23 protein-coding genes are annotated in these 22,989 nt (G+C 47.0%); 17 read left to right on the forward strand and 6 right to left on the reverse strand.

The window, feature by feature from the left end; genetic code table 11:
* Positions 1-8 precede the first annotated feature (8 nt).
* From gspD to GVO60_RS16270, 11 genes are read left to right on the forward strand one after another with little or no spacing between them, the layout of a single operon-like run.
* Positions 9-2,036, forward strand: a complete 2,028-nt coding sequence (gene gspD, locus GVO60_RS16220; RefSeq protein WP_159655877.1) for a type II secretion system secretin GspD — start codon at positions 9-11, stop codon at positions 2,034-2,036.
* Positions 2,036-3,526, forward strand: coding sequence for a type II secretion system ATPase GspE (gene gspE / locus GVO60_RS16225; protein WP_159655879.1), 1,491 nt, complete (start codon positions 2,036-2,038; stop codon positions 3,524-3,526). Before gspD ends, gspE begins: the two co-directional genes overlap by 1 nt.
* On the forward strand, positions 3,526-4,749 hold the full coding sequence (gene gspF, locus GVO60_RS16230) for a type II secretion system inner membrane protein GspF (RefSeq protein ID WP_159655881.1): 1,224 nt from the start codon (positions 3,526-3,528) through the stop codon (positions 4,747-4,749). The genes gspE and gspF overlap by 1 nt, the downstream gene beginning before the upstream one ends.
* 47 nt (positions 4,750-4,796) lie before the next feature.
* Entirely contained in the window at positions 4,797-5,240 is a 444-nt protein-coding gene (gene gspG / locus GVO60_RS16235; RefSeq protein ID WP_038140834.1) for a type II secretion system major pseudopilin GspG, read from the forward strand.
* A 46-nt stretch (positions 5,241-5,286) separates the two neighbouring features.
* Positions 5,287-5,874 (forward strand): type II secretion system minor pseudopilin GspH, encoded by a 588-nt coding sequence (gene gspH / locus GVO60_RS16240; RefSeq protein ID WP_159656291.1) that lies wholly within the window; start codon positions 5,287-5,289, stop codon positions 5,872-5,874.
* Complete coding sequence (gspI, locus tag GVO60_RS16245; RefSeq protein WP_159655883.1) at positions 5,858-6,217, forward strand: type II secretion system minor pseudopilin GspI; 360 nt, start codon at positions 5,858-5,860, stop codon at positions 6,215-6,217. Before gspH ends, gspI begins: the two co-directional genes overlap by 17 nt.
* Positions 6,204-6,860, forward strand: coding sequence for a type II secretion system minor pseudopilin GspJ (gene gspJ, locus GVO60_RS16250; protein WP_159655885.1), 657 nt, complete (start codon positions 6,204-6,206; stop codon positions 6,858-6,860). Before gspI ends, gspJ begins: the two co-directional genes overlap by 14 nt.
* Positions 6,847-7,866, forward strand: a complete 1,020-nt coding sequence (gspK, locus tag GVO60_RS16255; protein WP_159655887.1) for a type II secretion system minor pseudopilin GspK — start codon at positions 6,847-6,849, stop codon at positions 7,864-7,866. Before gspJ ends, gspK begins: the two co-directional genes overlap by 14 nt.
* Entirely contained in the window at positions 7,832-9,043 is a 1,212-nt protein-coding gene (gspL, locus tag GVO60_RS16260) for a type II secretion system protein GspL (RefSeq protein ID WP_159655889.1), read from the forward strand. The genes gspK and gspL overlap by 35 nt, the downstream gene beginning before the upstream one ends.
* Before the next feature lie 10 nt (positions 9,044-9,053).
* On the forward strand, positions 9,054-9,545 hold the full coding sequence (locus tag GVO60_RS16265) for a type II secretion system protein M (protein ID WP_159655890.1): 492 nt from the start codon (positions 9,054-9,056) through the stop codon (positions 9,543-9,545).
* A 3-nt stretch (positions 9,546-9,548) separates the two neighbouring features.
* Positions 9,549-10,310 carry a type II secretion system protein N gene (locus GVO60_RS16270; protein WP_159655892.1) on the forward strand — a complete coding sequence of 254 codons (762 nt, stop codon included), beginning with the start codon at positions 9,549-9,551 and terminating at the stop codon, positions 10,308-10,310.
* 55 nt (positions 10,311-10,365) lie between these two features.
* On the opposite strand, the gene envZ is transcribed toward GVO60_RS16270, so the two are convergent.
* Both envZ and ompR read right to left on the reverse strand, forming a co-directional pair.
* On the reverse strand, positions 10,366-11,673 hold the full coding sequence (envZ, locus tag GVO60_RS16275; RefSeq protein ID WP_159655894.1) for a two-component system sensor histidine kinase EnvZ: 1,308 nt from the start codon (positions 11,671-11,673) through the stop codon (positions 10,366-10,368).
* 68 nt (positions 11,674-11,741) lie between these two features.
* Positions 11,742-12,461, reverse strand: a complete 720-nt coding sequence (gene ompR, locus GVO60_RS16280; protein ID WP_159655896.1) for an osmolarity response regulator transcription factor OmpR — start codon at positions 12,459-12,461, stop codon at positions 11,742-11,744.
* A 171-nt stretch (positions 12,462-12,632) separates the two neighbouring features.
* Between ompR and greB the strand changes: the two genes are divergently transcribed.
* Both greB and GVO60_RS16290 read left to right on the forward strand, forming a co-directional pair.
* Positions 12,633-13,109: a transcription elongation factor GreB gene (greB, locus tag GVO60_RS16285; RefSeq protein WP_159655898.1), complete on the forward strand. Its 477-nt coding sequence runs from the start codon at positions 12,633-12,635 to the stop codon at positions 13,107-13,109.
* Between the two features lie 62 nt (positions 13,110-13,171).
* Positions 13,172-15,502: a Tex family protein gene (locus tag GVO60_RS16290; protein WP_159655900.1), complete on the forward strand. Its 2,331-nt coding sequence runs from the start codon at positions 13,172-13,174 to the stop codon at positions 15,500-15,502.
* A gap of 85 nt (positions 15,503-15,587) precedes the next feature.
* Here GVO60_RS16290 and GVO60_RS16295 read toward each other — a convergent pair whose 3' ends face one another.
* Both GVO60_RS16295 and bioH read right to left on the reverse strand, forming a co-directional pair.
* Positions 15,588-16,058, reverse strand: coding sequence for an ATP-dependent Lon protease (locus GVO60_RS16295; protein ID WP_159655902.1), 471 nt, complete (start codon positions 16,056-16,058; stop codon positions 15,588-15,590).
* Between the two features lie 111 nt (positions 16,059-16,169).
* Positions 16,170-16,967: a pimeloyl-ACP methyl ester esterase BioH gene (gene bioH, locus GVO60_RS16300; protein ID WP_159655904.1), complete on the reverse strand. Its 798-nt coding sequence runs from the start codon at positions 16,965-16,967 to the stop codon at positions 16,170-16,172.
* Positions 16,968-17,035: 68 nt separating this feature from the next.
* Here bioH and GVO60_RS16305 point away from each other — a divergent pair, with 68 nt between their 5' ends.
* From GVO60_RS16305 to cysQ, 4 genes are all read left to right on the forward strand, one after another.
* Complete coding sequence (locus tag GVO60_RS16305; RefSeq protein WP_159655906.1) at positions 17,036-17,743, forward strand: ComF family protein; 708 nt, start codon at positions 17,036-17,038, stop codon at positions 17,741-17,743.
* Positions 17,744-17,834: 91 nt separating this feature from the next.
* Positions 17,835-18,422 (forward strand): Fe-S biogenesis protein NfuA, encoded by a 588-nt coding sequence (gene nfuA / locus GVO60_RS16310; protein WP_159655908.1) that lies wholly within the window; start codon positions 17,835-17,837, stop codon positions 18,420-18,422.
* A gap of 138 nt (positions 18,423-18,560) precedes the next feature.
* Entirely contained in the window at positions 18,561-19,109 is a 549-nt protein-coding gene (nudE, locus tag GVO60_RS16315; RefSeq protein WP_159655910.1) for an ADP compounds hydrolase NudE, read from the forward strand.
* A gap of 27 nt (positions 19,110-19,136) precedes the next feature.
* A complete protein-coding gene (cysQ, locus tag GVO60_RS16320) occupies positions 19,137-19,964 on the forward strand; it encodes a 3'(2'),5'-bisphosphate nucleotidase CysQ (RefSeq protein WP_159655912.1) in 828 nt (275 codons plus the stop codon).
* A 165-nt stretch (positions 19,965-20,129) separates the two neighbouring features.
* On the opposite strand, the gene recG is transcribed toward cysQ, so the two are convergent.
* The gene (recG, locus tag GVO60_RS16325) at positions 20,130-22,208 is read right to left on the reverse strand and encodes an ATP-dependent DNA helicase RecG (RefSeq protein WP_159655914.1); all 2,079 of its coding nucleotides are present in this window, start codon (positions 22,206-22,208) and stop codon (positions 20,130-20,132) included.
* An 87-nt stretch (positions 22,209-22,295) separates the two neighbouring features.
* A complete protein-coding gene (gene trmH, locus GVO60_RS16330; RefSeq protein ID WP_159655916.1) occupies positions 22,296-22,979 on the reverse strand; it encodes a tRNA (guanosine(18)-2'-O)-methyltransferase TrmH in 684 nt (227 codons plus the stop codon).
* Between the last annotated feature and the right edge of the window lie 10 nt (positions 22,980-22,989).

Genomic DNA, 22,989 nt, shown 5'->3' on the forward strand with positions numbered 1-22,989 from the left:
AGTAATACGTGAAGCATTGGCTTAAGAAAAGCGCATGGCTTTTAGCAGGAAGCTTATTAACCGCCCCGACGTTGGTGGTGGCAAATGAGTTTAGTGCAAGTTTTAAAGGCACTGACATTCAAGAGTTCATCAACATCGTCGGTCGTAATCTCGATAAAACGATCATTGTTGACCCTTCTGTCCGCGGCAAAGTGGATGTTCGTAGCTATGACATGTTAACGGAAGAGCAGTATTACAGTTTCTTCCTTAATGTATTGGAAGTGTATGGCTACGCTGTGGTTGAGATGGAAAATGGTGTCGTTAAGGTTGTGAAAGCGAAAGACGCCAAAACCTCTGCGATTCCTGTTGTTGGTGATGGCTCCGTTCATGGTGACGCAGTAGTTACTCGTGTGGTTGCGGTTCGCAATGTTTCTGTTCGTGAACTTTCTCCTCTATTACGTCAGCTCAATGATAACGCGGGTGCGGGTAACGTTGTGCATTACGACCCAGCCAATATTATCTTGATCACGGGCCGTGCAGCTGTGGTAAATCGCTTAGCCGATATCATCAAACGCGTTGACCAAGCGGGTGACAAAGAAATTGAAGTGGTAGAGCTAGACAACGCTTCTGCTGCAGAAATGGTGCGTATCGTTGAAGCATTGAACAAGACCACCGATACCAAAAACACCCCAGCCTTTCTTAAGCCTAAGCTCGTTGCCGATGATCGCACCAACTCGATTTTGATTTCGGGTGACCCGCAAGTTCGTCAACGCCTGCGTAAATTGATCAAACAGCTAGATGTAGAAATGGCATCAAAAGGCAATAACCGTGTGGTTTACCTTAAGTATGCGGATGCGGAAGAGTTAGTCGATGTGCTTAAAGGCGTATCAGATAACCTACAGGCAGAAAAGTCTTCAAGCAGCAAAAAAGGCTCAAGTGTAAAACGTGGTGAAGTGATGATCGCCGCTCACCCAGGCACCAACGCGCTGGTTCTGACTGCGCCGCCAGATATCATGAATGCTCTGCAAGATGTGATTTCTCAGCTTGATATTCGTCGTGCTCAAGTATTGATCGAAGCTCTGATTGTAGAAATGGCTGAGGGTGATGGCATCAACCTTGGCGTGCAATGGGGTAATCTAGAAACAGGTGCCATGATTCAATACGGCAATACTGGCGCATCGATTGGCGGTGTGATGGTAGGCCTAGAAGAAGCCAAAGATACCGAAACGACTAAAGCTGTTTACAATTCTGATGGTGATTTCTTACGAAATGAAACCACAACAGAGAAAGGCGATTACTCCTCACTTGCCGCGGCTCTTGCGGGTGTAAACGGCGCTGCTGTGAGCTTAGTCATGGGCGATTGGACTGCCTTAATTAGTGCTGTCTCTACCGACTCAAACTCAAACATTCTATCTTCTCCAAGTATCACTGTGATGGATAATGGCGAAGCGTCATTTATCGTCGGTGAAGAGGTGCCAGTGATTACCGGTTCAACGGCGGGTTCGAATAACGACAACCCATTCCAAACGGTGGATCGTAAAGAGGTGGGTATCAAGCTGAAGGTTGTCCCTCAAATCAACGAAGGTAATTCGGTTCAGCTCAAGATTGAGCAAGAGGTATCAAACGTTTTAAGTCCTAATGGTGCTGTGGATGTGCGTTTTGCCAAGCGCCAACTGAACACTTCGGTCATGGTTGAAGATGGCCAAATGATTGTCTTGGGCGGCCTGATTGATGAACGTGCATTGGAGAGTGAATCTAAAGTACCGCTACTGGGTGACATTCCAGTACTTGGCCACTTGTTCAAATCGACCAGTACTCAAGTTGAAAAGAAAAACCTAATGGTATTCATCAAGCCAACCATCATTCGCGATGGTGTGACTGCGGATGGTATTACTCAGCGTAAATACAACTTCATTCGTGCAGAGCAGCTTTATAAAGCAGACCAAGGCTTGAAGCTGATGGATAACAGCCATATTCCGGTTCTACCGAGCTTTGGTGAAGACATCAGTCACCCAGCAGAAATCCAAGCCTTTGTTGAGCAGATGGGCGCGAAGTAATGACGATAGATGCAGCCACGGCGGTTTGTCGTCTTCCGTTCAGTTTTGCTAATCGCTTTAAATTAGTGTTAGAGCCAGCAGAGCAAGGCTCGGTGCTTTACTACATTGCACCGTTAGCCGTTCCTGCATTGTTGGAAGTTCAGCGAGTGGCAGGACAAAACGTTTCTCTGCAAGAGTTAAGTAAAGAGGCTTTTGAGCAAAAGTTGACTCAAGCTTATCAGCGAGACTCTTCAGAAGCGCGTCAGCTCATGGAAGATCTCGGTGCAGATAACGATGATTTTTTCTCATTGGCCGAAGACTTACCCCATGATGAAGACTTGCTTGAGTCAGAAGATGATGCACCGATTATTAAACTGATCAACGCCATGTTGGGTGAAGCAATCAAAGAAGGCGCGTCCGATATTCACATCGAAACCTTCGAGAAGAGCTTGTCGATTCGCTTCCGTGTTGATGGTGTCTTGCGTGATGTGCTTTCACCTAGCCGTAAACTGGCGCCATTGTTGGTGTCGCGCGTTAAAGTTATGGCAAAGCTGGATATTGCGGAGAAACGCGTGCCACAAGATGGTCGTATTTCACTGCGCATTGGCGGGCGAGCGGTGGATGTTCGTGTTTCGACCATGCCTTCATCGCATGGTGAACGTGTCGTAATGCGTCTACTGGACAAGAACGCGACTCGCCTTGATTTGCACAGCTTAGGTATGACTGAGCGCAACCATAACTATTTCCGCTCTATGATTGCTCGTCCTCACGGCATCATCTTGGTGACGGGTCCAACCGGTTCTGGTAAGTCGACCACTCTGTATGCGGGCTTGCAAGAGCTCAACAGTAACGAACGCAATATCCTGACGGTAGAAGATCCGATCGAATTTGATATTGATGGTATTGGCCAAACTCAGGTGAACCCAAAAGTAGATATGACGTTTGCCCGCGGACTTCGTGCCATCTTGCGTCAAGACCCAGATGTGGTCATGGTGGGTGAGATCCGAGATCTAGAAACAGCGCAAATTGGTGTTCAGGCTTCTTTAACGGGTCACTTGGTAATGTCGACGTTACACACCAATACCGCGGTGGGTGCGATTACTCGTCTACGTGATATGGGGATCGAGCCATTCTTGATCTCATCTTCACTGCTTGGCGTGTTGGCGCAGCGCCTAGTTCGAACGCTCTGTAATGACTGTAAACAGCCGTATGAAGCAGATAGCGAAACCAAGAAGCTATTTAATGTTGCTGAGAGTGAATCTTTAACACTTCATCGTGCTCAAGGGTGTGAGAAATGTAGCTACAAAGGCTATCGTGGCCGTACTGGTATTCATGAGTTGCTGGTTGTTGATGAACAAGTTCAAGAGCTGATCCACAGTGAAGCCGGTGAACAAGCAATTGAAAAATCCATTCGTCAGCAGACGCCAAGTATTCGTGATGACGGTTTGGCAAAAGTACGCAATGGTGTGACCTCACTTGAAGAAGTGATGCGAGTGACCAAGGAAGGCTAATGGCAGCATTTGAGTACAAAGCCTTAAATGCAAAAGGCAAAACCCAGAAAGGTGTGATTGAAGGAGATAACGCTCGTCAGGTTCGTGCTCGCTTGAAAGAGCAGGGGCTCGTACCGGTAGAAGTGAGCGAAACTCGTCAAAAAGCCAAACAAGCAAGTAGCCAATCTGGACTGACGTTTAAGCGTGGTATCAGTACACCAGATCTTGCACTGATCACGCGTCAGTTAGCCACATTGGTTCAATCGGGCATGCCGCTTGAAGAGTGTTTAAGAGCCGTATCTGAGCAGTCTGAGAAACCGCGCATTCGAACGATGTTGTTGGCTGTACGCTCAAAAGTGGTGGAAGGTTATACCCTAGCCGACAGCTTGGCGGACTATCCTCATATTTTTGATGAACTGTTCCGTTCTATGGTACAGGCTGGTGAGAAATCCGGTCACCTTGATGGGGTGTTAGAGCGCTTAGCTGATTACGCGGAAAACCGCCAGAAGCTGCGTTCTAAACTGCAGCAAGCGATGATTTACCCTGTGGTGCTGGTGGTGTTTGCCGTCGGTATTGTGGCCTTTTTGTTGGCGGCGGTTGTGCCTAAGATTGTTGGTCAATTTGTTCAAATGGGCCAAGAGCTTCCACAATCGACGCAATTCTTGTTGGCATCGAGTGATTTTATTCAAAATTGGGGCATTCAGCTACTGATCGCATTTATTGCTTTGGTCTACATGGTCAAAGTGATGCTGCGTTCACCGAATGTCCGTTTGAAGTGGGATCGCAAAGTGGTGAGTTTGCCTATGCTAGGCAAAATCTCGCGCGGTTTGAACACCTCTCGCTTCGCTCGCACGCTCTCTATTTGTACTTCGAGTGCTATTCCAATTTTAGATGGCATGAAAGTGGCGGTCGATGTAATGTCGAACCACTTTGTTAAACAACAAGTCATGTTAGCCCGAGATAATGTCCGTGAAGGGGCAAGCTTGCGTAAAGCATTGGATCAAACCAAGCTGTTTCCACCTATGATGCTGCATATGATCGCCAGTGGTGAGCAGAGTGGTGAGTTGGAAGGGATGTTGACTCGTGCGGCAGATAACCAAGACGCAAACTTTGAGTCGACAATTAATATTGCGTTAGGAATTTTTACACCTGTTTTAATTGCATTGATGGCAGGTTTGGTTTTGTTCATTGTGATGGCGACTCTGATGCCGATTCTTGAAATGAACAACTTAATGAGTGGTTAAAAGTTGAGACTGAATATTAGGTCTTAAATTTTGGTTTGGAGAAAATAATGAAAAATAGAACAAAGAAACAGTCAGGCTTTACGCTACTTGAAGTCATGGTTGTAGTGGTTATTCTAGGTATTTTGGCAAGCTTCGTTGTGCCTAACTTGCTAGGTAATAAAGAGAAAGCGGATCAACAGAAAGCGATTACTGATATTGTCGCACTGGAAAATGCGCTGGATATGTACAAGCTAGATAACAGTGTTTACCCAAATACTGATCAAGGTCTGGATGCGCTTGTGACTAAGCCTTCAAGCCCAGAGCCTCGTAACTACCGTGACGGTGGCTACATCAAACGTTTACCGACTGACCCTTGGGGCAATGATTACCAATACTTAAGCCCGGGTGATAAAGGTTCTGTGGATATCTTCACGCTAGGTGCAGATGGTCAAGAGGGTGGTGAAGGTGCCAATGCAGATATTGGTAACTGGAACATCCAAGACTTCCAATAATCAGCTCTCCTATTTAGAGGGTGGTCGATACCACCCTCGTTCTCTTATGCTCAGCCATAAAGGGTTTACCCTCATCGAGATTTTACTGGTCCTTGTGCTACTTTCGGTCGCATCGGTTGCTGTCATCTCAACATTGCCACAAAAAAGCTCTGACGCGGCTAAACAGCAAGCATTGTCGCTTTATCATCGCCTACAACTACTCAATGAAGAGGCGATTTTAAGTGGACGTGATTTTGGTTTGCGCGTGGATGAAAAAAAATCCAAATACTATCTATTAGCTCTGCAACAAGAGGGCTGGAAGCCGCTAGAAGATGCACAATTACCTTCTGAAGTGACCCTGCCTGATGAGTTGGTGATGCAATTAGAGCTAGGAGGGAATAGTTGGAAAGATGAAGACCGATTATTCAAACCTGGTAGCTTGTTTGATGAAGAGATGTTTTCTGAGCTTGAAGAAGAACGCAAAGTGCTTCCGCCTCAAGCCTTTATTATGTCGAGTGGAGAAGTGACGCCATTTTCTATTGCTATTTATCCTCAGCATCTCAGTATTGAGCGTGATGCTTGGCATGTAGTGGCAAAAGAAAATGGAGAGATCATTGTTCTAGCCCCAGGAGAGAGCGATGACGAAGAGAACTAATCGAGGTTTCACCCTATTAGAAGTACTAGTGGCATTAGCGATATTTGCCACCGCAGCGATTGCAACGATTCGTTCGGTCAGTCAGCACATTAATACGCTCAGCTATCTAGAAGAGAAGACTTTTGCTTCAATGGTGGTGGACAACCAAATGGCCAAAGTGATTCTTTCTGGCCGCAAGCCGACCAAGAAACAGGGCGTAGAAGAACTCGCGGGCCGCGAATGGTTTTGGACGGTAGAGCCTGTGTCTACGTCAGGTAATTTGTTGCAGGCGTTTGATGTCAAAGTGGCAGCAAGCAAAGGTGGTTCGGCGATAGTGACGGTGAGAAGTTATGTCTCGAAGTAAGCCAGTTTCTCGACGCCAGCAAGGCTTCACCTTAATTGAAGTGCTCGTCGCGATCGCTATTTTTGCGAGTTTAAGTGTCGGCGCTTACCAAGTGTTGAATCAGGTCCAGCGTAGCAATGAGTTATCACAAGAGCGCAGTGAGCGATTAAAAACCTTGCAGCGCGCCTTGGTGTTTATGAATAACGACTTTCGTCAGATGACCTTGAGACAAACTCGAACTGAAGGTGAAGTCCCAACCACTGAATTACTTCAATGGAAAGATTATCTGCTTGATTCAGATACTAAAGGGATAATGTTTGCTCGCAGCGGTTGGCATAACCCGCAACAACAATTTCCTCGTGGTGAAGTAACCAAAGTGGGTTATCGCCTAAAAGAGGATGTTCTTGAGCGAGTCTGGTGGCGTTATGCCGATACACCGGCAGGTCAAACGCCGATTGTGATGCCACTTATCGATAAGGTCGAAAGTTATGATTTACGCTTTTTTGATGGAAAAGAGTGGAAAAATCAGTGGGAACAAAAAAATGCGTTGCCTGTGGCGGTGGCGTTAACGCTGGAACTTAAAGATTACGGCAGCATAGAGCGCATCTATCTGACTAATGGCGGCCAGTTGAATATGGGTGGGGCGAGCGATGAATCGAGTTAAGTCTCAACGTGGTGTCGCCCTGATTGTTGTCTTACTACTATTGGCCGTGATGGTCAGTATTGCGGCGAGTATGGCAGATCGCTTGTTTGGTCAATTCAAACGCGCGACTAACCAGATAAACTATCAGCAAGCGTATTGGTACAGCATCGGTGTTGAAGCGCTGGCTAAGACAGGTATTGAGCAGAGCTACAAAGACGCTGATACCATTAACTTATCTCAGCCTTGGGCATTAGAAGAGCAAACCTACCCACTCGACTACGGCACATTGAAAGGCCGTTTAGTGGATAGACAAGCGTGCTTTAATATCAATGCATTGGTAGAAGCAAAGCAGGCATCAGGTTCGGATAAATTGCCTTTCTTAGTTGAAGCTTTGCAACATCTACTTGAAGAGCTCGAAATTGAAAACTACCAAGCGGAGACGATCGCACAATCGACATGGGAGTTTGTTGACGCAAATAGCACAGTGAATTCTGTTTCCGGTGTGGAAGATAGTTATTATGAGTCGATGTCGCCTGCCTATCTGCCAGCCAATAGTTTACTTGCAGATAGCTCTGAATTACGCGCGATAAACCAAGTCACGGGTGAGGTGATGAATACGTTATCGCCGTATGTCTGCGCGATTCCGACCACAGATTTTAGATTGAATGTAAATACGGTCCAGCCTGAACATGCAGCGCTTGTTAGTGCTCTGTTTCAACCAAACATCAGTGTCGATCAAGCTAAACAAGTGCTCGAAGATCGTCCGTTCGATGGTTGGGCTAGTGTGGATGATTTTTTGAAAGAAGGTGCGTTTGCCAATATCAAGCCAGATCAACTGAAGACAGCCAAAGGCTACTTATCGGTTGATAGTAAGTATTTTGAAATGGACGCAGAGATATTGGTAGGCGATTCGCGAGTAAGAATTCGCAGCCTGCTATTTAGTGATAATCGAGAAACTGCAACGGTGATCAGCCGTCGCTTTGGAGGTATCGGTGAACGAGTTTCTGATCGTTCGACTGAGCAATAACACCTCATCAGTCATTCAATGGCTGGTTTGGTCTGAGCAGCAAAAGGAAGTGATTGCCAGTGGTGAGTTGACTGGCTGGGAGCAGATCTCTGATTTGACTGCTTACGCTGAAAATCGTCGCACAATCGTATTGGTGTCAGCGGCTAGCTTAGTGCTGACAGAAGTCGAAATCCCAGCGGGTGCAAGCCGTCAGTTTGATACCATGCTGCCATTTATCTTAGAAGATGAATTGGCTCAAGATGTGGATGAACTGCACTTTACCATTCTGGGTAAACAAGCAAGTACGGCGCAAGTTTGTGCGCTAGATAAACGCTGGTTTGAACAATCTTTGGCGCAACTGCGTGACATTGGCTGCGTGATTCAAAAAGTACTGCCTGACGTATTGGCTCTGCCAGATCAAGCGGGTATCAGTGCGGTTGAATTGGATGGCTTTTGGCTACTAAAGAAAAATGCATCGAGTGGACTTGCGGTGAATCGTGATTGGTTGAGCCTAATTGCTCAATCGGATTGGGTTAAAGAGGCCGATGAATACCTGCCACTTACCGCTTACTCAAGTTTGCCTGAATTGGAACTTACAGCAGAACAAGAGTGGCAAAATGGCGAGCCTAAACTCGTGATGCAGATGCTCGCAGAGGGTGCGCTAAACAGCAAAATCAATCTATTAACAGGTCAGTTTAAAGCGAAATCTTCTTTTTCCCGTTACTGGAAAGTATGGCAGAAAGTGGCGATGGCAGCTGTGTTTTTGATGGCTGTGGTGATGGTGGATAATTTACTGCAGATCCAACGCTATGAATCTCAGGCACAAGCCTACCGCGCAGAGAGCGAGCGTATTTTCCGTCAGTCATTACCGGGCAAAACTAAGATTCCGACGGTGAGTTATCTTAAGCGAGAAATGGATCGAGAGGCTAAGCGACTCTCTGGCGGCAGCGTAGAAGAGTCGTTACTGGATTGGATGTCTGGCATGCCTGCTTTACTCAAGCAAGTACCGACGCTCAACCTCACCAGCTTTAAGTTTGATAGCGCGCGTGGTGAAGTCCGTTTGCAAGCACAAAGTAAAGATTTCCAGACGTTTGAAAAAGCACGTGAGTTGTTTGCGGGCCAATTTAATGTTGAGCAAGGACAGTTAAATCGCTCCGGTGATTTGGTCAATGGCTCTTTTGTTTTAAAGCCATTGTGAGGTAGCAAGAATGAACGCATTACTGATACCAATGCAAAATTGGTGGAGCAAGATTAGCTCACGTGAACAAAGGCTCGTTATCGTTTGTGCGATCCTGCTAGTTCTAGGCGGTTTGTATTGGGGTTTGATTCAACCCACAGCGCAGCGTGCCGAAACGGCCCAGATGCGAATTCAAAGTGAGAAGCAGCTTCTGACTTGGGTGAAAGATAAAGCGGACACCATTAGTCAGCTTCGGAGCCAAACTGGGCAGGTCTCTTCAGGTCAGCCTCTAAACCAAGCTGTGTCATCGTCTGCTCGACGTTATAAAGTGGAGTTAGTTCGAGTTCAGCCTCGTGGTGAACAGCTACAAGTTTGGATCGCACCTATGCCTTTCAACCAGTTTCTTGAGTGGGTAAGCGCACTACAAGAAAATCACGGCATCTTCGTGAGTTTCCTTGATATTGATAGAGGTGATGCTGACGGTATGGTTGAAGTGAAGCGTTTGCAGCTCACCAAGGGGTAACCTGTGAAAAAAGTAATTTTATTGAGTTTGGGTTTAATTCTGGTGTTTGTGACCAGCGCCCTTGTGCACTTACCTGCTCAGCTTGTACTTAATTATGCCCCCTTACCTGCGCCGCTGGCGATTTCTGGCGTGGAAGGCACTCTGTGGAAAGGCAGTGCAGCGAATGTTCGTTGGCAGCGAAATAATCTTGGTGCGGTGCAATGGCAATTACAAGTAAGTAAGCTTTTGTCGGGCAACGCCGAAGCTCAAGTTCGTTTTGGTCGCGGCAGTGATATGCAGATAACCGGTCGAGGTTTTGTGGGTTATGGCTTGTCTGGACCTTATGTTGAAAATCTCATTGCTTCGCTTCCGGTTGAGCAAGTGATGGAGTTTGTTCCGCCGATCCCTGTACCGCTAGAGTTATCTGGTCAAGTAGAACTGAGCGTGAAGCGCCTTGTTTACGCTGCTCCATATTGTCAAACTGGCGAGGGTAGTGTTGTGTGGAATACCAATGAGATTGGTACTCCGTTAGAGACACTTGAAGTGGGGCCAGTGGTCGCCAACTTTACCTGTGAAGAGAGTGCGATCACTTTGAAGGGCGATCAGCGCAGTAAGCAGGTAGAAAGTGAAGCTCAGTTGGTTCTACAACCTAATCGTAGTTACCAAAGTAATGCTTGGTTTAAACCGGGCGCTGAATTCCCTTCTGCATTTAGCGAGCAGTTAGGTTGGCTACCTAAGCCTGATAGAGACGGGAAATACCAATTTACCTACAGCGGAAGATTCTGATTGTAGTGAGAAAATAAAAGGCCGCTTAAAGCGGCCTTTTGTTTTTTTGTTTCGATTACTTAATGAGTGGAAAGCTAATCTGCACTCTTAAGCCACCACCACTGCGATTATTCACAATGACAGAACCATTGTGCTGACTAACAATCCGCTTCACGATGGCGAGTCCAAGCCCTGTTCCTTCACTGCCTCGCGCTGTATCTCCGCGGGTAAAGGGTTCAAACAGCTTACCGATTTGGCTCTGCTCGATACCCGGGCCGTTATCCTCGACACAAACCCAAACCAGTTTGTTATCTGCTGTGGTACCTGTGCTGATCTTAATCCAGCCATTACCATAACGGAGCGCATTAACAACCAGGTTACTCACCGCGCGTTTGATCGCAATAGGGCTACCAAGCGTCTCTTTCATCGGTTGTTGGAATTCAGTCTCAATTTGAACCTCATAACCACCTTCGGATGATGCCACATCATTAGCGACATCATTGAGATCAACCTCGATGAAAGATTGCTTGTTCACTGGTTTGAGGTAATCCATAAATTGGCTGATGATCTCATTACACTCTTCGGTGTCGCTGATAATGCCTTCTGCCAAATAGCTGTCTTCTGGTGACATCATTTCCGTCGCAAGACGAATGCGGGTCAAAGGTGTGCGCAGGTCGTGGCTAATCCCAGCCATCAGCAGCGCACGATCTTCTTCTAATGCCTGAATACCTTTCGACATCTGGTTAAATGCGCTGGTTACAGAACGAATTTCTGATGCGCCTTTTTCTGGTAGTGGAGGTGGAATTTCACCTCGGCCTACACCTTTTGCGGCTTTTTCTAACGCGATCAACGGTCGATTCTGCAAACGGATGAACAACCAACCGCCAGCGATAATAAGTAGCGCCATAATTAGGCTGTTACGAAATAGCGGTGCAAAGTCCTCTTCTTGTAGCTCAGACAGCGGTATTCGCAGTAATGAATCGGGTAAAGAGTCGATCTGCATCCATAAAATGTAGCTTTCGGAGCCCAGCATCATGCGTACATCAGTTGGCGAGCCAAGTTCGTTGCTCATCTCTTCGCTCATTAAATCGATCGTCACCGCGTGATAGTACTCATCGGCGATAGGGCTGTCTTTGGCGTGAATCGTCACACCAAGCTGTTCGAGCACTCGGCGGCGAATCGGCGCATCAAGATCTAACTTATCTTCCAACCCTGCAGAGTCATTGAGCATCAGGTTGATTTCGTGGCCGAGGATTTTATTGAATTGCTGCAAGCTCGGCATGAGAGCGTAATTGAATACGGCGTAGTACGAGTAGATCTGGCTGGCAATTAATAAGGTGACAAAAATGATGATCGATTGAGTAAATGAGCTGTGAATGCGCATATTAGCAACCTTGCTAGTGGTAAAACAAAAAGTGCGAGACAATGTCTCGCACTTTAGCAGAATTCGAATTAGGCTTCTTTGCCGTCTGGGACAAATACGTAACCTAATCCCCAAACCGTTTGAATATAACGTGGTTTGCTTGGGTCAACTTCTAACATGCGGCGTAGGCGAGAGATTTGTACGTCGATAGAACGTTCCATCGCTGAATACTCACGACCGCGAGCCATGTTCATGAGTTTATCGCGAGACATTGGCTCACGCGCGTTAGTGACGAGCGCCTTCAGTACCGCAAATTCCCCAGACGTTAAAGGCATTGCTTCATCGCCACGGAACATTTCACGGGTGCCTAAGTTTAGGCGGAACTCACCGAACTCAACCACAGACTCTTCACTGCTTGGTGCACCCGGTAATTCCATCGTTTGACGACGCAGTACCGCTTTAATACGAGCTAAGAGTTCACGCGGGTTAAACGGTTTAGGCAGGTAGTCATCTGCGCCCACTTCTAGGCCAACGATTCGATCGACTTCGTCACCTTTCGCTGTCAGCATCAAAATTGGCAGCATGTTGTTGGCGTTACGTAAACGGCGACAGATAGAAAGGCCATCTTCACCCGGCAACATTAAATCCAACACCATTAGATGGAAGTTTTCACGAGTTAATAGGCGGTCCATCTGCTCGCTATTCGCGACACTGCGAACTTGGAATCCTTGTTCAGACAAGTAACGCTCTAGCAACGCACGCAGGCGCGCATCGTCATCAACGACTAAAATCTTGTAATTTTCTTGCATGTAGTGATTCCACCTATCAAATACGCTTAGCGCTCAAGACCAGGCTATGTTGCCCTTTTTAACCAGTCAAAATGTAACACTGTTCTGACTAAAGTGGCGCAAAGAATTGTTAACGTTTATTTCCTTTTTAGCTAATGTATACGTCATATTCAATTCATTAACGTCAGAAACATGAAAACAAACCTAATTACGCGCGAAGGCTATGATCGTTTAAAGAAAGAACTTGATTTCCTTTGGAAAGAGGACCGTCCGGAAGTGACCAAAAAGGTGACTTGGGCCGCGAGTCTTGGCGATCGTAGTGAGAATGCAGATTACCAATACAACAAAAAACGTCTGCGTGAAATTGACCGCCGCGTCCGCTACCTGCGTAAACGCTTAGAGCAGGTCAAAGTGGTGGATTATTCACCTCAGCAGGCTGGTAAAGTCTTCTTTGGCGCTTGGGTTGAAATTGAAAATGACGATGGCGAAGTGAAAAAGTTCCGAATCGTAGGGCCAGATGAGATCTATGGTGACGCAAAAGGTTATATCTCGATCGATTCACCAATGGCACGTGCGCTGCTGAAAAAAGAGGTGGATGACGAGTTTAGCGTTAAAACCCCAGATGGCTTCAAAGAGTGGTTTGTAAATAGTATCGACTATCACCAATAGCTTTATATTCCATCATTCTGTCCCCATATACCCACTAAAGCATAATTAAAGAGATTCAACGGATGAGCCAAGCTATCTGTCACATGATTGCTCAAGAACTGAATGTTCGCCCAGAGCAAGTTACCGCTGCTGTTAACCTAATTGATGATGGTAATACGGTCCCTTTTATCGCCCGTTACCGTAAAGAGGTGACAGGTGGCCTAGATGATACTCAACTGCGTAATTTAGATAGCCGACTTTCTTACTTACGTGAGTTGGATGATCGTCGTCAAACCATCCTTAAGTCAATCCAAGAGCAAGGCAAGCTAAGCGCTGAACTTGAAGCAGAAATCAACCAAGCCGACAGTAAAACTCGCCTTGAAGACTTATACCTGCCATACAAACCAAAACGCCGCACTAAAGGTCAGATCGCGATTGAAGCCGGTCTCGAACCATTAGCGGATAAGCTGTGGAATGAGCCGCAATCCGAGCCAGAAGCGGAAGCTGAGCTGTATGTTTCAGCGGATAAGGGCGTGGCGGATACCAAAGCGGCGCTTGATGGTGCACGTGCGATCATCATGGAACGCATTGCTGAAGACGCCAATTTATTAGAGAAGATTCGTCATCACCTTAATCGTAACGCTGAGCTGGTGGCTCGCGTGATTGAGGGTAAAGAACATGAAGGCGAAAAATTTAAAGATTACTTTGCGCATAATGAAGCTTTGAGCCGAGTACCATCGCACCGTGCGTTAGCGATGCTGCGTGGGCGTAACGAAGGTTTCTTAACGTTGGCGATGAATGCCGATCCTGCACAAGAAGAGGGCGTGCGCCAATCTCATTGCGAAACGATTATTTCTGACCACTACGGCATTTCATTGAGCCACGCACCAGTCGATGGTTGGCGTAAACAGGTGATCAGTTGGGCATGGCGCATTAAAGTGTCAATGCACATGGAAACTGAATTGATGGGCGCGATGAAAGAGCGTGCTGAAGTTGAAGCAATCGAAGTGTTTGCCACTAACTTAAAAGACTTGTTAATGGCAGCGCCAGCAGGTCCGCGCGCGACATTGGGCCTAGATCCTGGTTTGCGTACAGGTTCGAAAATTGCAGTGGTTGATTCGACCGGTAAAGTGCTGGCAACGGAGACTATCTACCCGCATCCACCGCAAAAGCAATACGACAAATCAGCACAAGTAGTGGATGCTTTAGTGCGTAAATACAATGTCGATCTGATTGCGATTGGTAACGGCACCGCTTCACGTGAAACAGACAGCTTTGTGGCTGATTTGATTAAGCGTGGCAACCTAAAAGTGCAGAAGATCATGGTCAGCGAAGCGGGCGCATCGGTTTACTCTGCATCTGAACTGGCAGCGAAAGAGTTTCCAAATCTAGATGTCTCTCTGCGCGGCGCAGCATCGATTGCTCGTCGTCTGCAAGACCCACTGGCAGAACTGGTGAAGATTGATCCGAAATCCATTGGTGTGGGTCAATACCAACACGATGTTAGCCAGTCAATGTTGGCAAAACGTCTCGATGCGGTAGTTGAAGATTGTGTAAACGCCGTAGGTGTGGATGTGAATACCGCTTCACCGGCACTGTTAACCCGAGTGGCGGGCTTATCGAGTACGATTGCGCAAAATATTGTTGATTACCGTGATGAAAACGGCCGCTTTGAAGCGCGTACCACACTGAAGAAAGTGGCACGTCTTGGGCCTAAGGCGTTTGAACAGTGTGCGGGCTTCCTGCGCATTATGGATGGTAAGAACCCATTAGATGCCTCTTCTGTTCACCCGGAAGCGTACCCAGTTGTTAAAGCGATCGCGGAAAAGAACAGTAAGAATGTGAAATCACTGATTGGTGATACCCAATTCTTACGTGGTCTGCATGCAGTCGACTACACGGATGAAAGCTTCGGTGTGCCAACCGTGACGGACATTATTAAAGAATTGGATAAGCCAGGTCGTGACCCTCGTCCAGAATTCAAAACAGCAACGTTTGCTGATGGCGTCAATTCTGTTTCCGATCTGGAGCCGGGCATGGTTCTAGAAGGTGTGGTGTCTAACGTAGCGAACTTTGGTGCCTTTGTGGATATCGGTGTTCACCAAGACGGTTTAGTCCATATCTCTGCGCTAACTGACAAGTACGTTGCTGATCCGCGTGAAGTGGTGAAAGCTGGTGATATTGTGAAAGTGAAAGTGATGGAAGTGGATGTGCAACGTAAACGTATCGGCCTGTCTATGCGCTTGACTGATGAGCCTGGTCAAGACAATCGTGCGCAGCGTGCTTCTGCTCCTCGTCATCAACAGCGACAAGCGCAAAACCATCAAGCTAGTCAGCGTCGTCGTGAAGAGTCTTCAGGCAACAGTGCTATGGGCGGGGCATTCGCAGCGGCATTTGCTAAAGCAAAGCGCTAACTACTTTACGTTAAGTTAAAAAGACAAATCCCCGTTCCTTTTCAGGTTCGGGGATTTTTTTCGGTATTTCCTAACTAGGTAGGTACTACAACACCGCAATGACATCAGATGGTGTATGTGGCGCAACCGCTTGACCATAATGAAATTTAATCACAGTTCGGCGTTTGGCCATTTTTCCTTCTGTTATCGCCGCATCGATGATGCGTTTGGGTAACCGAAAGCGCATTGCGTAGCCTTTACCCTGACTTTGACTGTAGCTGTCGAGGGAAAGCAGTTGGAATATTCGCTCGAGAGTATCGTGTGGGTTTTCCTGAGAAGTCGCGCTCACCTCATCTTGTTCATCAGCATCATAGCTTGGGTGCTCTGCTGGATCCCAAGAAGACTGTTTGCGCCGCTTGTCGTCTGCTTTGACTTGTCGCTCTGCATTACTCTTGGTCAATGCCATGGTTGGGGCAACTGGTTCGCGGACTTTATTGTCGCGAGCGACTTGCTCCGTTTGAACATTCACCGATGGGGCGATTAGCGGCACACTTACGTTCGTAGGTGATACGAGCATCGCTAAACCTCCTCACGCCCAACCCTTACCGCTGTATGGCGATATTATTAGGGTTCGTATATTTATCGACCGCAATGGTCAAAAATTTAGCGCTGAGAGTGTAATAAATTGTTATTTGTCGGTGATAAAGCGGCTAACTTGCTGACAAAAATCGCTAAATTCCGTCATGAATGGAGCATGAGAAGAAGCGCCAAACATATAACTCTCACTGGATGGCATGAGTTTATCTACGTCACTAGCGACTTTGGCCGGCACTAACCCATCCAATCGACCATAAAGGCGCAGGGTCGGCATACTAATGTGAGTTAAAGCGTCACGATAATCGAGCTCTGCTAGTAAATTAAGACCAGAAAGAAGTGATTTAGGGTTAGGTGTTGGGCGCGATAAGACCGCTTTTTTAAGTGTTTTCACATCTTGCCGTGCGGATGGGCTGCCCATTGCTTGCAGTGCCATAAAGCGTTCAATGGTGAGCTGAAAATCTTCGACGAGTTGATCAGTAAATGCACTTAGTACGTTGGGCTGAATGCCTCGCCAAGGACGCTCTGCTGAGAACTTTGGTGAACTTGCGACAGTAATGAGCTTCTCCACTCGCTCCGGATGATGAAGAGCGATATGGGTTGCGAGCAATCCACCGAGAGACCAGCCCAACCATGTGGCTTTTTCCGGTGCGTGCTCTAGGACAAGCTCTGCCATGTGTTCGACGGTATCAAAGTGGTGTTGATGGCTATGGCCAAAGCCTGGTAAGTCGACAACATGAACTCGGTAGTTTTGGCTCAGCTCTTCAACCGCTTGATGCCAAACTGCGCCGTTCATACCCCAACCGTGCAATAGCACCAGATCTTCTCCTTCACCACTGGATTGCCAATATAGAGACGTTGCTTTGCTCTCACTCTGTACCACTTTTCTCATCCTTTTCACTTGTTCTACTATCGCATAGTACCTATTGAGACGGTTATTGGGTACTCAATAGAGGAATTATGGTATCGCAGCAATGGAAGAAATACATAACCGACCTGCTGCCACTGCAATGTGAATTGTGCGGCTTAGCGATTGAAAGTGACTTGCAACTGACTTGGCTGTGTGGCGATTGTATTCGTTATTTTACTGAGCAGACACGTTGCCAGTGTTGCGGCTTACTGATGCTTTCTTCGGTTTCGCAATGTGGTGCTTGTTTAACAAAGCCGCCCCTATGGCAACGTGTTTATTGTGTTGGTGATTATCAACCGCCCTTGTCGACTTATGTACATAATTTCAAGTATCTACGTCAGTTTTGGCAAGCGGAAAAGTTGGCTCAGTTGCTCTCACCAAGAATCCATCAGCCAGCAGATTTGATTACTTCTGTTCCACTGCATTGGCGCCGGCATTGGGTGAGAGGGTTCAATCAGAGTGAGTTGTTGGCAAGAGCATTGTCGAGTCAACTGCAGCGCCCTTATCAAACTTTATTTAAACGAGTTAGAGCAACATCACCGCAGCAAGGCAAAAATCGCCAACAACGGAGAAGTAACCTAAAGCGAGCATTCAAATTGTATCAACCCGTTACTGCGGATCGTGTCGCGATTGTTGACGATGTTCTCACTACGGGCAGTACCGTGCAGCATTTATGCAAATTACTGCTTGATGCGGGAGTGAAAAGCGTTGATATTTACACGATATGCCGTACTCCTGAGCCGTCAGACAAATCTTGAAGTCGAGTTTTCATACTCTAGGGCTAGATCTTGGCAAAATCAGGAGTAGAATGGTGACCAAATAGCCTACAAAATTACTCAGGTATTCGTCGTGTCAAATTCTATTACTATTACAGAAAATGCTCAGTCGCACTTTGCTAATCTGCTGAGCCAACAGCCAGAAGGCACCAACATCCGTGTATTCGTTGTGAACCCTGGAACTCAGAATGCTGAGTGTGGCGTTTCTTACTGCCCACCAGAAGCGGTTGAATCGACGGATACAGAACTGAAATATGAACCATTCTCTGCTTTTGTTGATGAACTAAGCTTGCCATTTCTTGAAGATGCAGAGATCGATTTCGTGACTGACAAGATGGGCTCTCAGTTAACTCTGAAAGCGCCAAACGCGAAAATGCGTAAAGTGTCTGACGATGCGCCGCTTGTTGAGCGTGTAGAGTACGTGATTCAAACTCAAGTAAACCCTCAGCTAGCAGGCCACGGCGGTCACGTGAGCCTAGTAGAGATTACTGAAGAAGGTATTGCAATTGTTGCCTTTGGCGGCGGTTGTAACGGTTGTTCTATGGTTGATGTGACATTAAAAGAAGGCATCGAGAAAGAGCTGCTGCAACAATTCGAAGGTGAATTAACAGCGGTTCGTGATGCGACCGAGCATGACCGTGGTGAGCACTCTTACTACTAATCAATCCAGTTAGTGAGATTGGGTGTTTAAACCATATGGAATACAAAGGGTTGACGATAATGTCAGCCCTTTTTTGTTGTCAAATTATCCTAATTTCTCATATATTATGAGATTCATTATTTGCTAAGGAGCAAGCTCATGGCCAAACGGATACCGCCGGAAGTACTGGCACAACACACAGTTGCACAATCAAGACTGTTTACCGTCGAAGCTATGGATTTGCGTTTTAGCAATGGTGAAGAGCGTACCTATGAACGTATGAAGCCGAGTGGTCGTAATGCAGTCATGATGGTGCCGATTACGGAGCAAGGTGACATACTTTTGGTGCGTGAGTACGCGGCAGGAACAGAGCGTTATGAGCTTGGTTTCCCTAAAGGTTTGATTGATAGTGGAGAAACACCATTTGAAGCGGCTGACCGTGAACTCAAAGAGGAGATTGGCTTTGGATCACGTAAGCTAACCCCGCTGAAAGAAGTGATCTTAGCGCCGTCTTATTTCTCGAGCAAAATGACCCTGTTTATTGCAGAGGATCTATACTCAGAACAACTAGAAGGTGATGAGCCTGAGCCACTTGAAGTGATCCGTTGGCCTTTAGCACAAGCGGAAGAGCTCTTAACCCATCTTGATTTTTGCGAGGCGCGGAGTATTACCGCGTTGTTACTCGCCCTGCGTATCCTAAAACCATAAATTAAAGCAGGGTGATAAGGATTTATTATGCCAATGACAAAAGACCTGTCTCATCATTTGCCTGCAGTGATTGAAATTGCCCGTTCTGCTGGGCAGCTTATTCTCGATATCTACGAGAAGAAAGAGTACGAAGAATACACCAAAAGCGACGAAACACCGGTCACCAGTGCCGATATCGCCGCGCATAAATTCATTGTTGAAAAGCTCTCTGAGTTAACGCCTGATATCCCAGTGCTGTCAGAAGAAGACGCAGATATTAGCCTTGATAAACGCTCTCAATGGGGGCGTTATTGGTTAGTGGATCCGTTGGATGGTACTCAAGAATTTATTGCTCGCAGTGGAGACTTCGCAACCATTATTGCTTTGGTTGAAAACCACAAACCGGTTATGGGTGTGGTTTACGGCCCAGTATCAGGTGTGACCTACTATGCCTATCAAGGTAAGGGTGCGTGGAAGATCCCTGATATGAGCGAGAGTGTGAAGATAAAGACTCATCAACATGATGGTCAAGCGCACCCAATTGCGATTGCCATCAGCCGTCGTCAAGACATTAATCGCATCACCAATCGTATGTGCAGTGCATGGAATTATGATCTTGTTCCATTGGGTTCTGCTGCCTTGAAAGCCTGCTTAGTTGCAGAAGGTGCTGTGGACTGTTACTTACGTCTTGGCCCAACCGGTGAGTGGGATACCGCTGCGACACAATGTATTGTTGAAGAGGCTGGCGGTCGTATTTTGAGTACACAGTTAGCGCCATTGTCTTATAACGAGCGAGATACGTTAGAAAATCCGAATTTTATCGTGCTGGGAGATGAAAGCTTGCCGTGGGATGAGATTTTGAAGGTGAAGGATTAGCTCCGTTCTCGACTGACTTTAAGAGATCTTCAACTCGTTTGTATCTCTCTCTTGGGAATGACGCAGATAAATGTGTCATTCCATAAAGTGACCAATGAGCGAGTTGGGAATATCTAGAAGAATTCGACTCGCCTACGCCTTGTCTTCGAAGGTGACAGTTATAGACTAGGCCTTTGAATAGACATCTCTATCACCTAACCAGCGATCAATAATCGCAACCGCATTGTCTGGGTAATTGTCGTGAATATAGCGAGCGATGCGCTGAACTTCTGGAATTAAGCGTCGATCTCGCACTAAATCGGCAATTTTAAAATCTGCCATACCTGTTTGTTTAGTGCCGAGTAACTCGCCCGGACCTCGAATTTCAAGATCGCGCTGAGCGATGACAAAACCATCGTTGCTTTCCCGTAGAACCCCTAAACGCTTTTGCGCTGTTTTTGAAAGCGGCGAGTGATAAAGCAAAACACAATGGCTTGCGACGCTGCCTCGACCTACTCGACCGCGTAGCTGGTGGAGCTGAGCCAAACCTAAACGCTCTGGGTTTTCAATGATCATTAAGCTGGAGTTAGGGACATCTACACCCACCTCAATCACGGTTGTCGCGACCAGCAGTTGCAGCTTATTGTCTTTGAAATCCTGCATTACCGCTTGTTTTTCTGCCGGCTTCATTCGGCCGTGAACTAAGCCTATTTTGACTTCGGGTAGCTTACGTTGCAGATCTTCGGCCGTTTCTGCTGCTGCTTGGGCTTCGAGCACTTCAGACTCATCAATCAAAGTACAAACCCAGTAAGCTTGTTTACCTTCGTTGAGGCAGGCGTTACGCACGCGCTCAATGATGGTGTCGCGTTTTGTATCCGGGATCGCTACCGTTTGAATTGGCGTTCGGCCAGGCGGTAACTCATCAATAACGGACGTTTCAAGATCTGCATAAGCCGTCATCGCGAGAGTTCGAGGAATTGGCGTGGCAGTCATGATTAACTGATGTGGGTAGGTTCCTTGTTTTTCCCCCTTCTCACGCAGCTCTAAACGTTGATGAACACCAAAACGGTGCTGCTCATCAATAATCACCAGCGCGAGGTGACTAAACTGCACATGCTCTTGGAATAACGCGTGTGTCCCCACTACCATTTGGGCTTCCCCACTGGCGATGCGTGCTAACTCTGTCTCTTTTGCTTTGCCTTTGAGCTTACCTGCGAGCCAACCCACCTTAATACCCATAGGCTCAAACCAGTTAGCAAAGTTAATCGCGTGCTGCTCGGCCAGTAATTCGGTTGGTGCCATGAGTGCGACTTGATAGCCGTGCTCGAGTGCTCTTACTGCAGTTAAAGCGGCGACTAATGTTTTACCCGAACCTACGTCTCCCTGCACTAAACGCATCATAGGGTGAGCTTTGACTAAGTCCTGCTCAATTTCAGCAACTACTCTCGCTTGAGCATTGGTCGGTGAGTAGGGTAATTGAGCGAGTAATTGCTGTTTAAGCGTGTTGCAGTCGTTGAGAGGCAAAGCAGCGTCTTGTTGACCTTTACTGCGTACTGACAGCATCGAAAGGTTTTGTGCCAATAACTCTTCCATAATTAAGCGAATCTGAGCTGGGTTCTTGCCTTCATCAAACTCGTCTAAATTTATGGTTGGTGGTGGTCTGTGAATAGTATGCAGCGCCTGAGATAAAGTGATTTGGTGATCGTAAAGCCCCGCAGGCAGTAGTTCTTGTACGGCGGTTTTGTCGAGTAATTGTAGCGCTTGGTCGGTGAGGTTACGTAGGGTAATTTGACGCAAACCATCGGTCGTTGGATAAACAGGAGTCAGTGTTTGCTCAACATCGGCGCTCTGATTTGGTGCGTAAAACTTGTAGTCTGGGTGGACGATTTCTAATCCAAATCCACCGCGCTTTATCTCTCCATACGCATGGACTGTTTTACCTTCGGCAAAGTTGTTTTTCATCCCTGCGGTAAAATTAAAAAAGCGCAGTGTGATGGTGCCATTGCCGTCACTAATTTTGACTGACAACATTTTACGCTTACCGAAAAGGGTGTCGACACTCATGACTTTGCCTTGAACTGCAGCCCACAGCCCAGCGTGAAGTTTAACGATTGGGTAAATACGAGTGCGGTCTTCATAGCGCAATGGCAGATGGAAAAGCAGATCTTGAACGGAGTTGAGCCCAACTTTTGCGAGTTTCTCAGCAACTTTCGCACCGACGCCTGTCAGTGAGGTTAGCGGGATTGCAGATAGCAGTTGGGACATAACAAAGCTCGGTAAGTCGTTCAATCAGTTAATGATAGTTAACCACCGAGCTGTGTATTTGTACAGGATAAATTGAGCAGGAAAGCCTTACTTCTTCTGCATCTCTGCCCACCAAGCCTCATCGGCAATGATTTGCCCTTCTTCGTCCAGTGGTGGGTACTCGAGCCCTTTGCGCTTAGCAACTTTAGCCAGCACAGGGTGGCCACGCTCAAACAGAATGCGGTGGATGGTCTCGGCAGGAATTGAGCTTTGATCTTTGTCGTACATGCCCGCTTCATCGCGTTGGCGCTGCGCTTCATAAAGGATGACAGCACTGGCGACGGAGACGTTTAAAGACTGCACCATGCCTATCATTGGAATGATGATGTCTTGGTCTGCCAGCTTTTTCGCTTGTTCAGACGCACCAGTTTTCTCACTACCTAAAATGATGGCAGTCGGCTTGGTGTAATCAATTTCACGGAAATCCACTGCAGTGTCAGATAGGTTGGTCACCAACACTTGCATACCTTGCGCTTTTAACTCAGTAATGGCTTCTTCAATGGTGTCATGAGTCTCTAAGTCGACCCAGTTACGTGCGCCTGCTGAAGTGTGGCTAAGCGTGCGCATCTCGTTTGGCCAAACAGCATGAACTTTGTGGATGCCTGTTGCATCTGCGGTTCGAATCACTGCAGAAACGTTATTTGGTTTGTGGACTTCTTCTAGGCAAAGCGTCAGATCAGTCTGGCGAGCTTTGAGGACTTGTTGAATTCGATTGTAGCGTTCTAAGTTCATAATCTTTATA

It is taken from the genome of Vibrio atypicus (genome assembly GCF_009811315.1).
GTDB classification, from domain to species: domain Bacteria; phylum Pseudomonadota; class Gammaproteobacteria; order Enterobacterales; family Vibrionaceae; genus Vibrio; species Vibrio atypicus.

Excerpts from the sequence above, each read along its gene's own strand:
- gspE (WP_159655879.1), top strand. The coding sequence starts at position 2,036 with ATGACGATAGATGCAGCCACGGCGGTTTGTCGTCTTCCGTTCAGTTTT.
- gspF (WP_159655881.1), top strand. The coding sequence starts at position 3,526 with ATGGCAGCATTTGAGTACAAAGCCTTAAATGCAAAAGGCAAAACCCAG.
- gspG (WP_038140834.1), top strand. The coding sequence starts at position 4,797 with ATGAAAAATAGAACAAAGAAACAGTCAGGCTTTACGCTACTTGAAGTC.
- gspH (WP_159656291.1), top strand. The coding sequence starts at position 5,287 with ATGCTCAGCCATAAAGGGTTTACCCTCATCGAGATTTTACTGGTCCTT.
- gspI (WP_159655883.1), top strand. The coding sequence starts at position 5,858 with ATGACGAAGAGAACTAATCGAGGTTTCACCCTATTAGAAGTACTAGTG.
- gspJ (WP_159655885.1), top strand. The coding sequence starts at position 6,204 with ATGTCTCGAAGTAAGCCAGTTTCTCGACGCCAGCAAGGCTTCACCTTA.
- gspK (WP_159655887.1), top strand. The coding sequence starts at position 6,847 with ATGAATCGAGTTAAGTCTCAACGTGGTGTCGCCCTGATTGTTGTCTTA.
- GVO60_RS16265 (WP_159655890.1), top strand. The coding sequence starts at position 9,054 with ATGAACGCATTACTGATACCAATGCAAAATTGGTGGAGCAAGATTAGC.
- envZ (WP_159655894.1), bottom strand. The coding sequence starts at position 11,673 with ATGCGCATTCACAGCTCATTTACTCAATCGATCATCATTTTTGTCACC.
- ompR (WP_159655896.1), bottom strand. The coding sequence starts at position 12,461 with ATGCAAGAAAATTACAAGATTTTAGTCGTTGATGACGATGCGCGCCTG.
- greB (WP_159655898.1), top strand. The coding sequence starts at position 12,633 with ATGAAAACAAACCTAATTACGCGCGAAGGCTATGATCGTTTAAAGAAA.
- GVO60_RS16290 (WP_159655900.1), top strand. The coding sequence starts at position 13,172 with ATGAGCCAAGCTATCTGTCACATGATTGCTCAAGAACTGAATGTTCGC.
- GVO60_RS16295 (WP_159655902.1), bottom strand. The coding sequence starts at position 16,058 with ATGCTCGTATCACCTACGAACGTAAGTGTGCCGCTAATCGCCCCATCG.
- bioH (WP_159655904.1), bottom strand. The coding sequence starts at position 16,967 with ATGAGAAAAGTGGTACAGAGTGAGAGCAAAGCAACGTCTCTATATTGG.
- GVO60_RS16305 (WP_159655906.1), top strand. The coding sequence starts at position 17,036 with ATGGTATCGCAGCAATGGAAGAAATACATAACCGACCTGCTGCCACTG.
- nudE (WP_159655910.1), top strand. The coding sequence starts at position 18,561 with ATGGCCAAACGGATACCGCCGGAAGTACTGGCACAACACACAGTTGCA.
- cysQ (WP_159655912.1), top strand. The coding sequence starts at position 19,137 with ATGCCAATGACAAAAGACCTGTCTCATCATTTGCCTGCAGTGATTGAA.
- recG (WP_159655914.1), bottom strand. The coding sequence starts at position 22,208 with ATGTCCCAACTGCTATCTGCAATCCCGCTAACCTCACTGACAGGCGTC.
- trmH (WP_159655916.1), bottom strand. The coding sequence starts at position 22,979 with ATGAACTTAGAACGCTACAATCGAATTCAACAAGTCCTCAAAGCTCGC.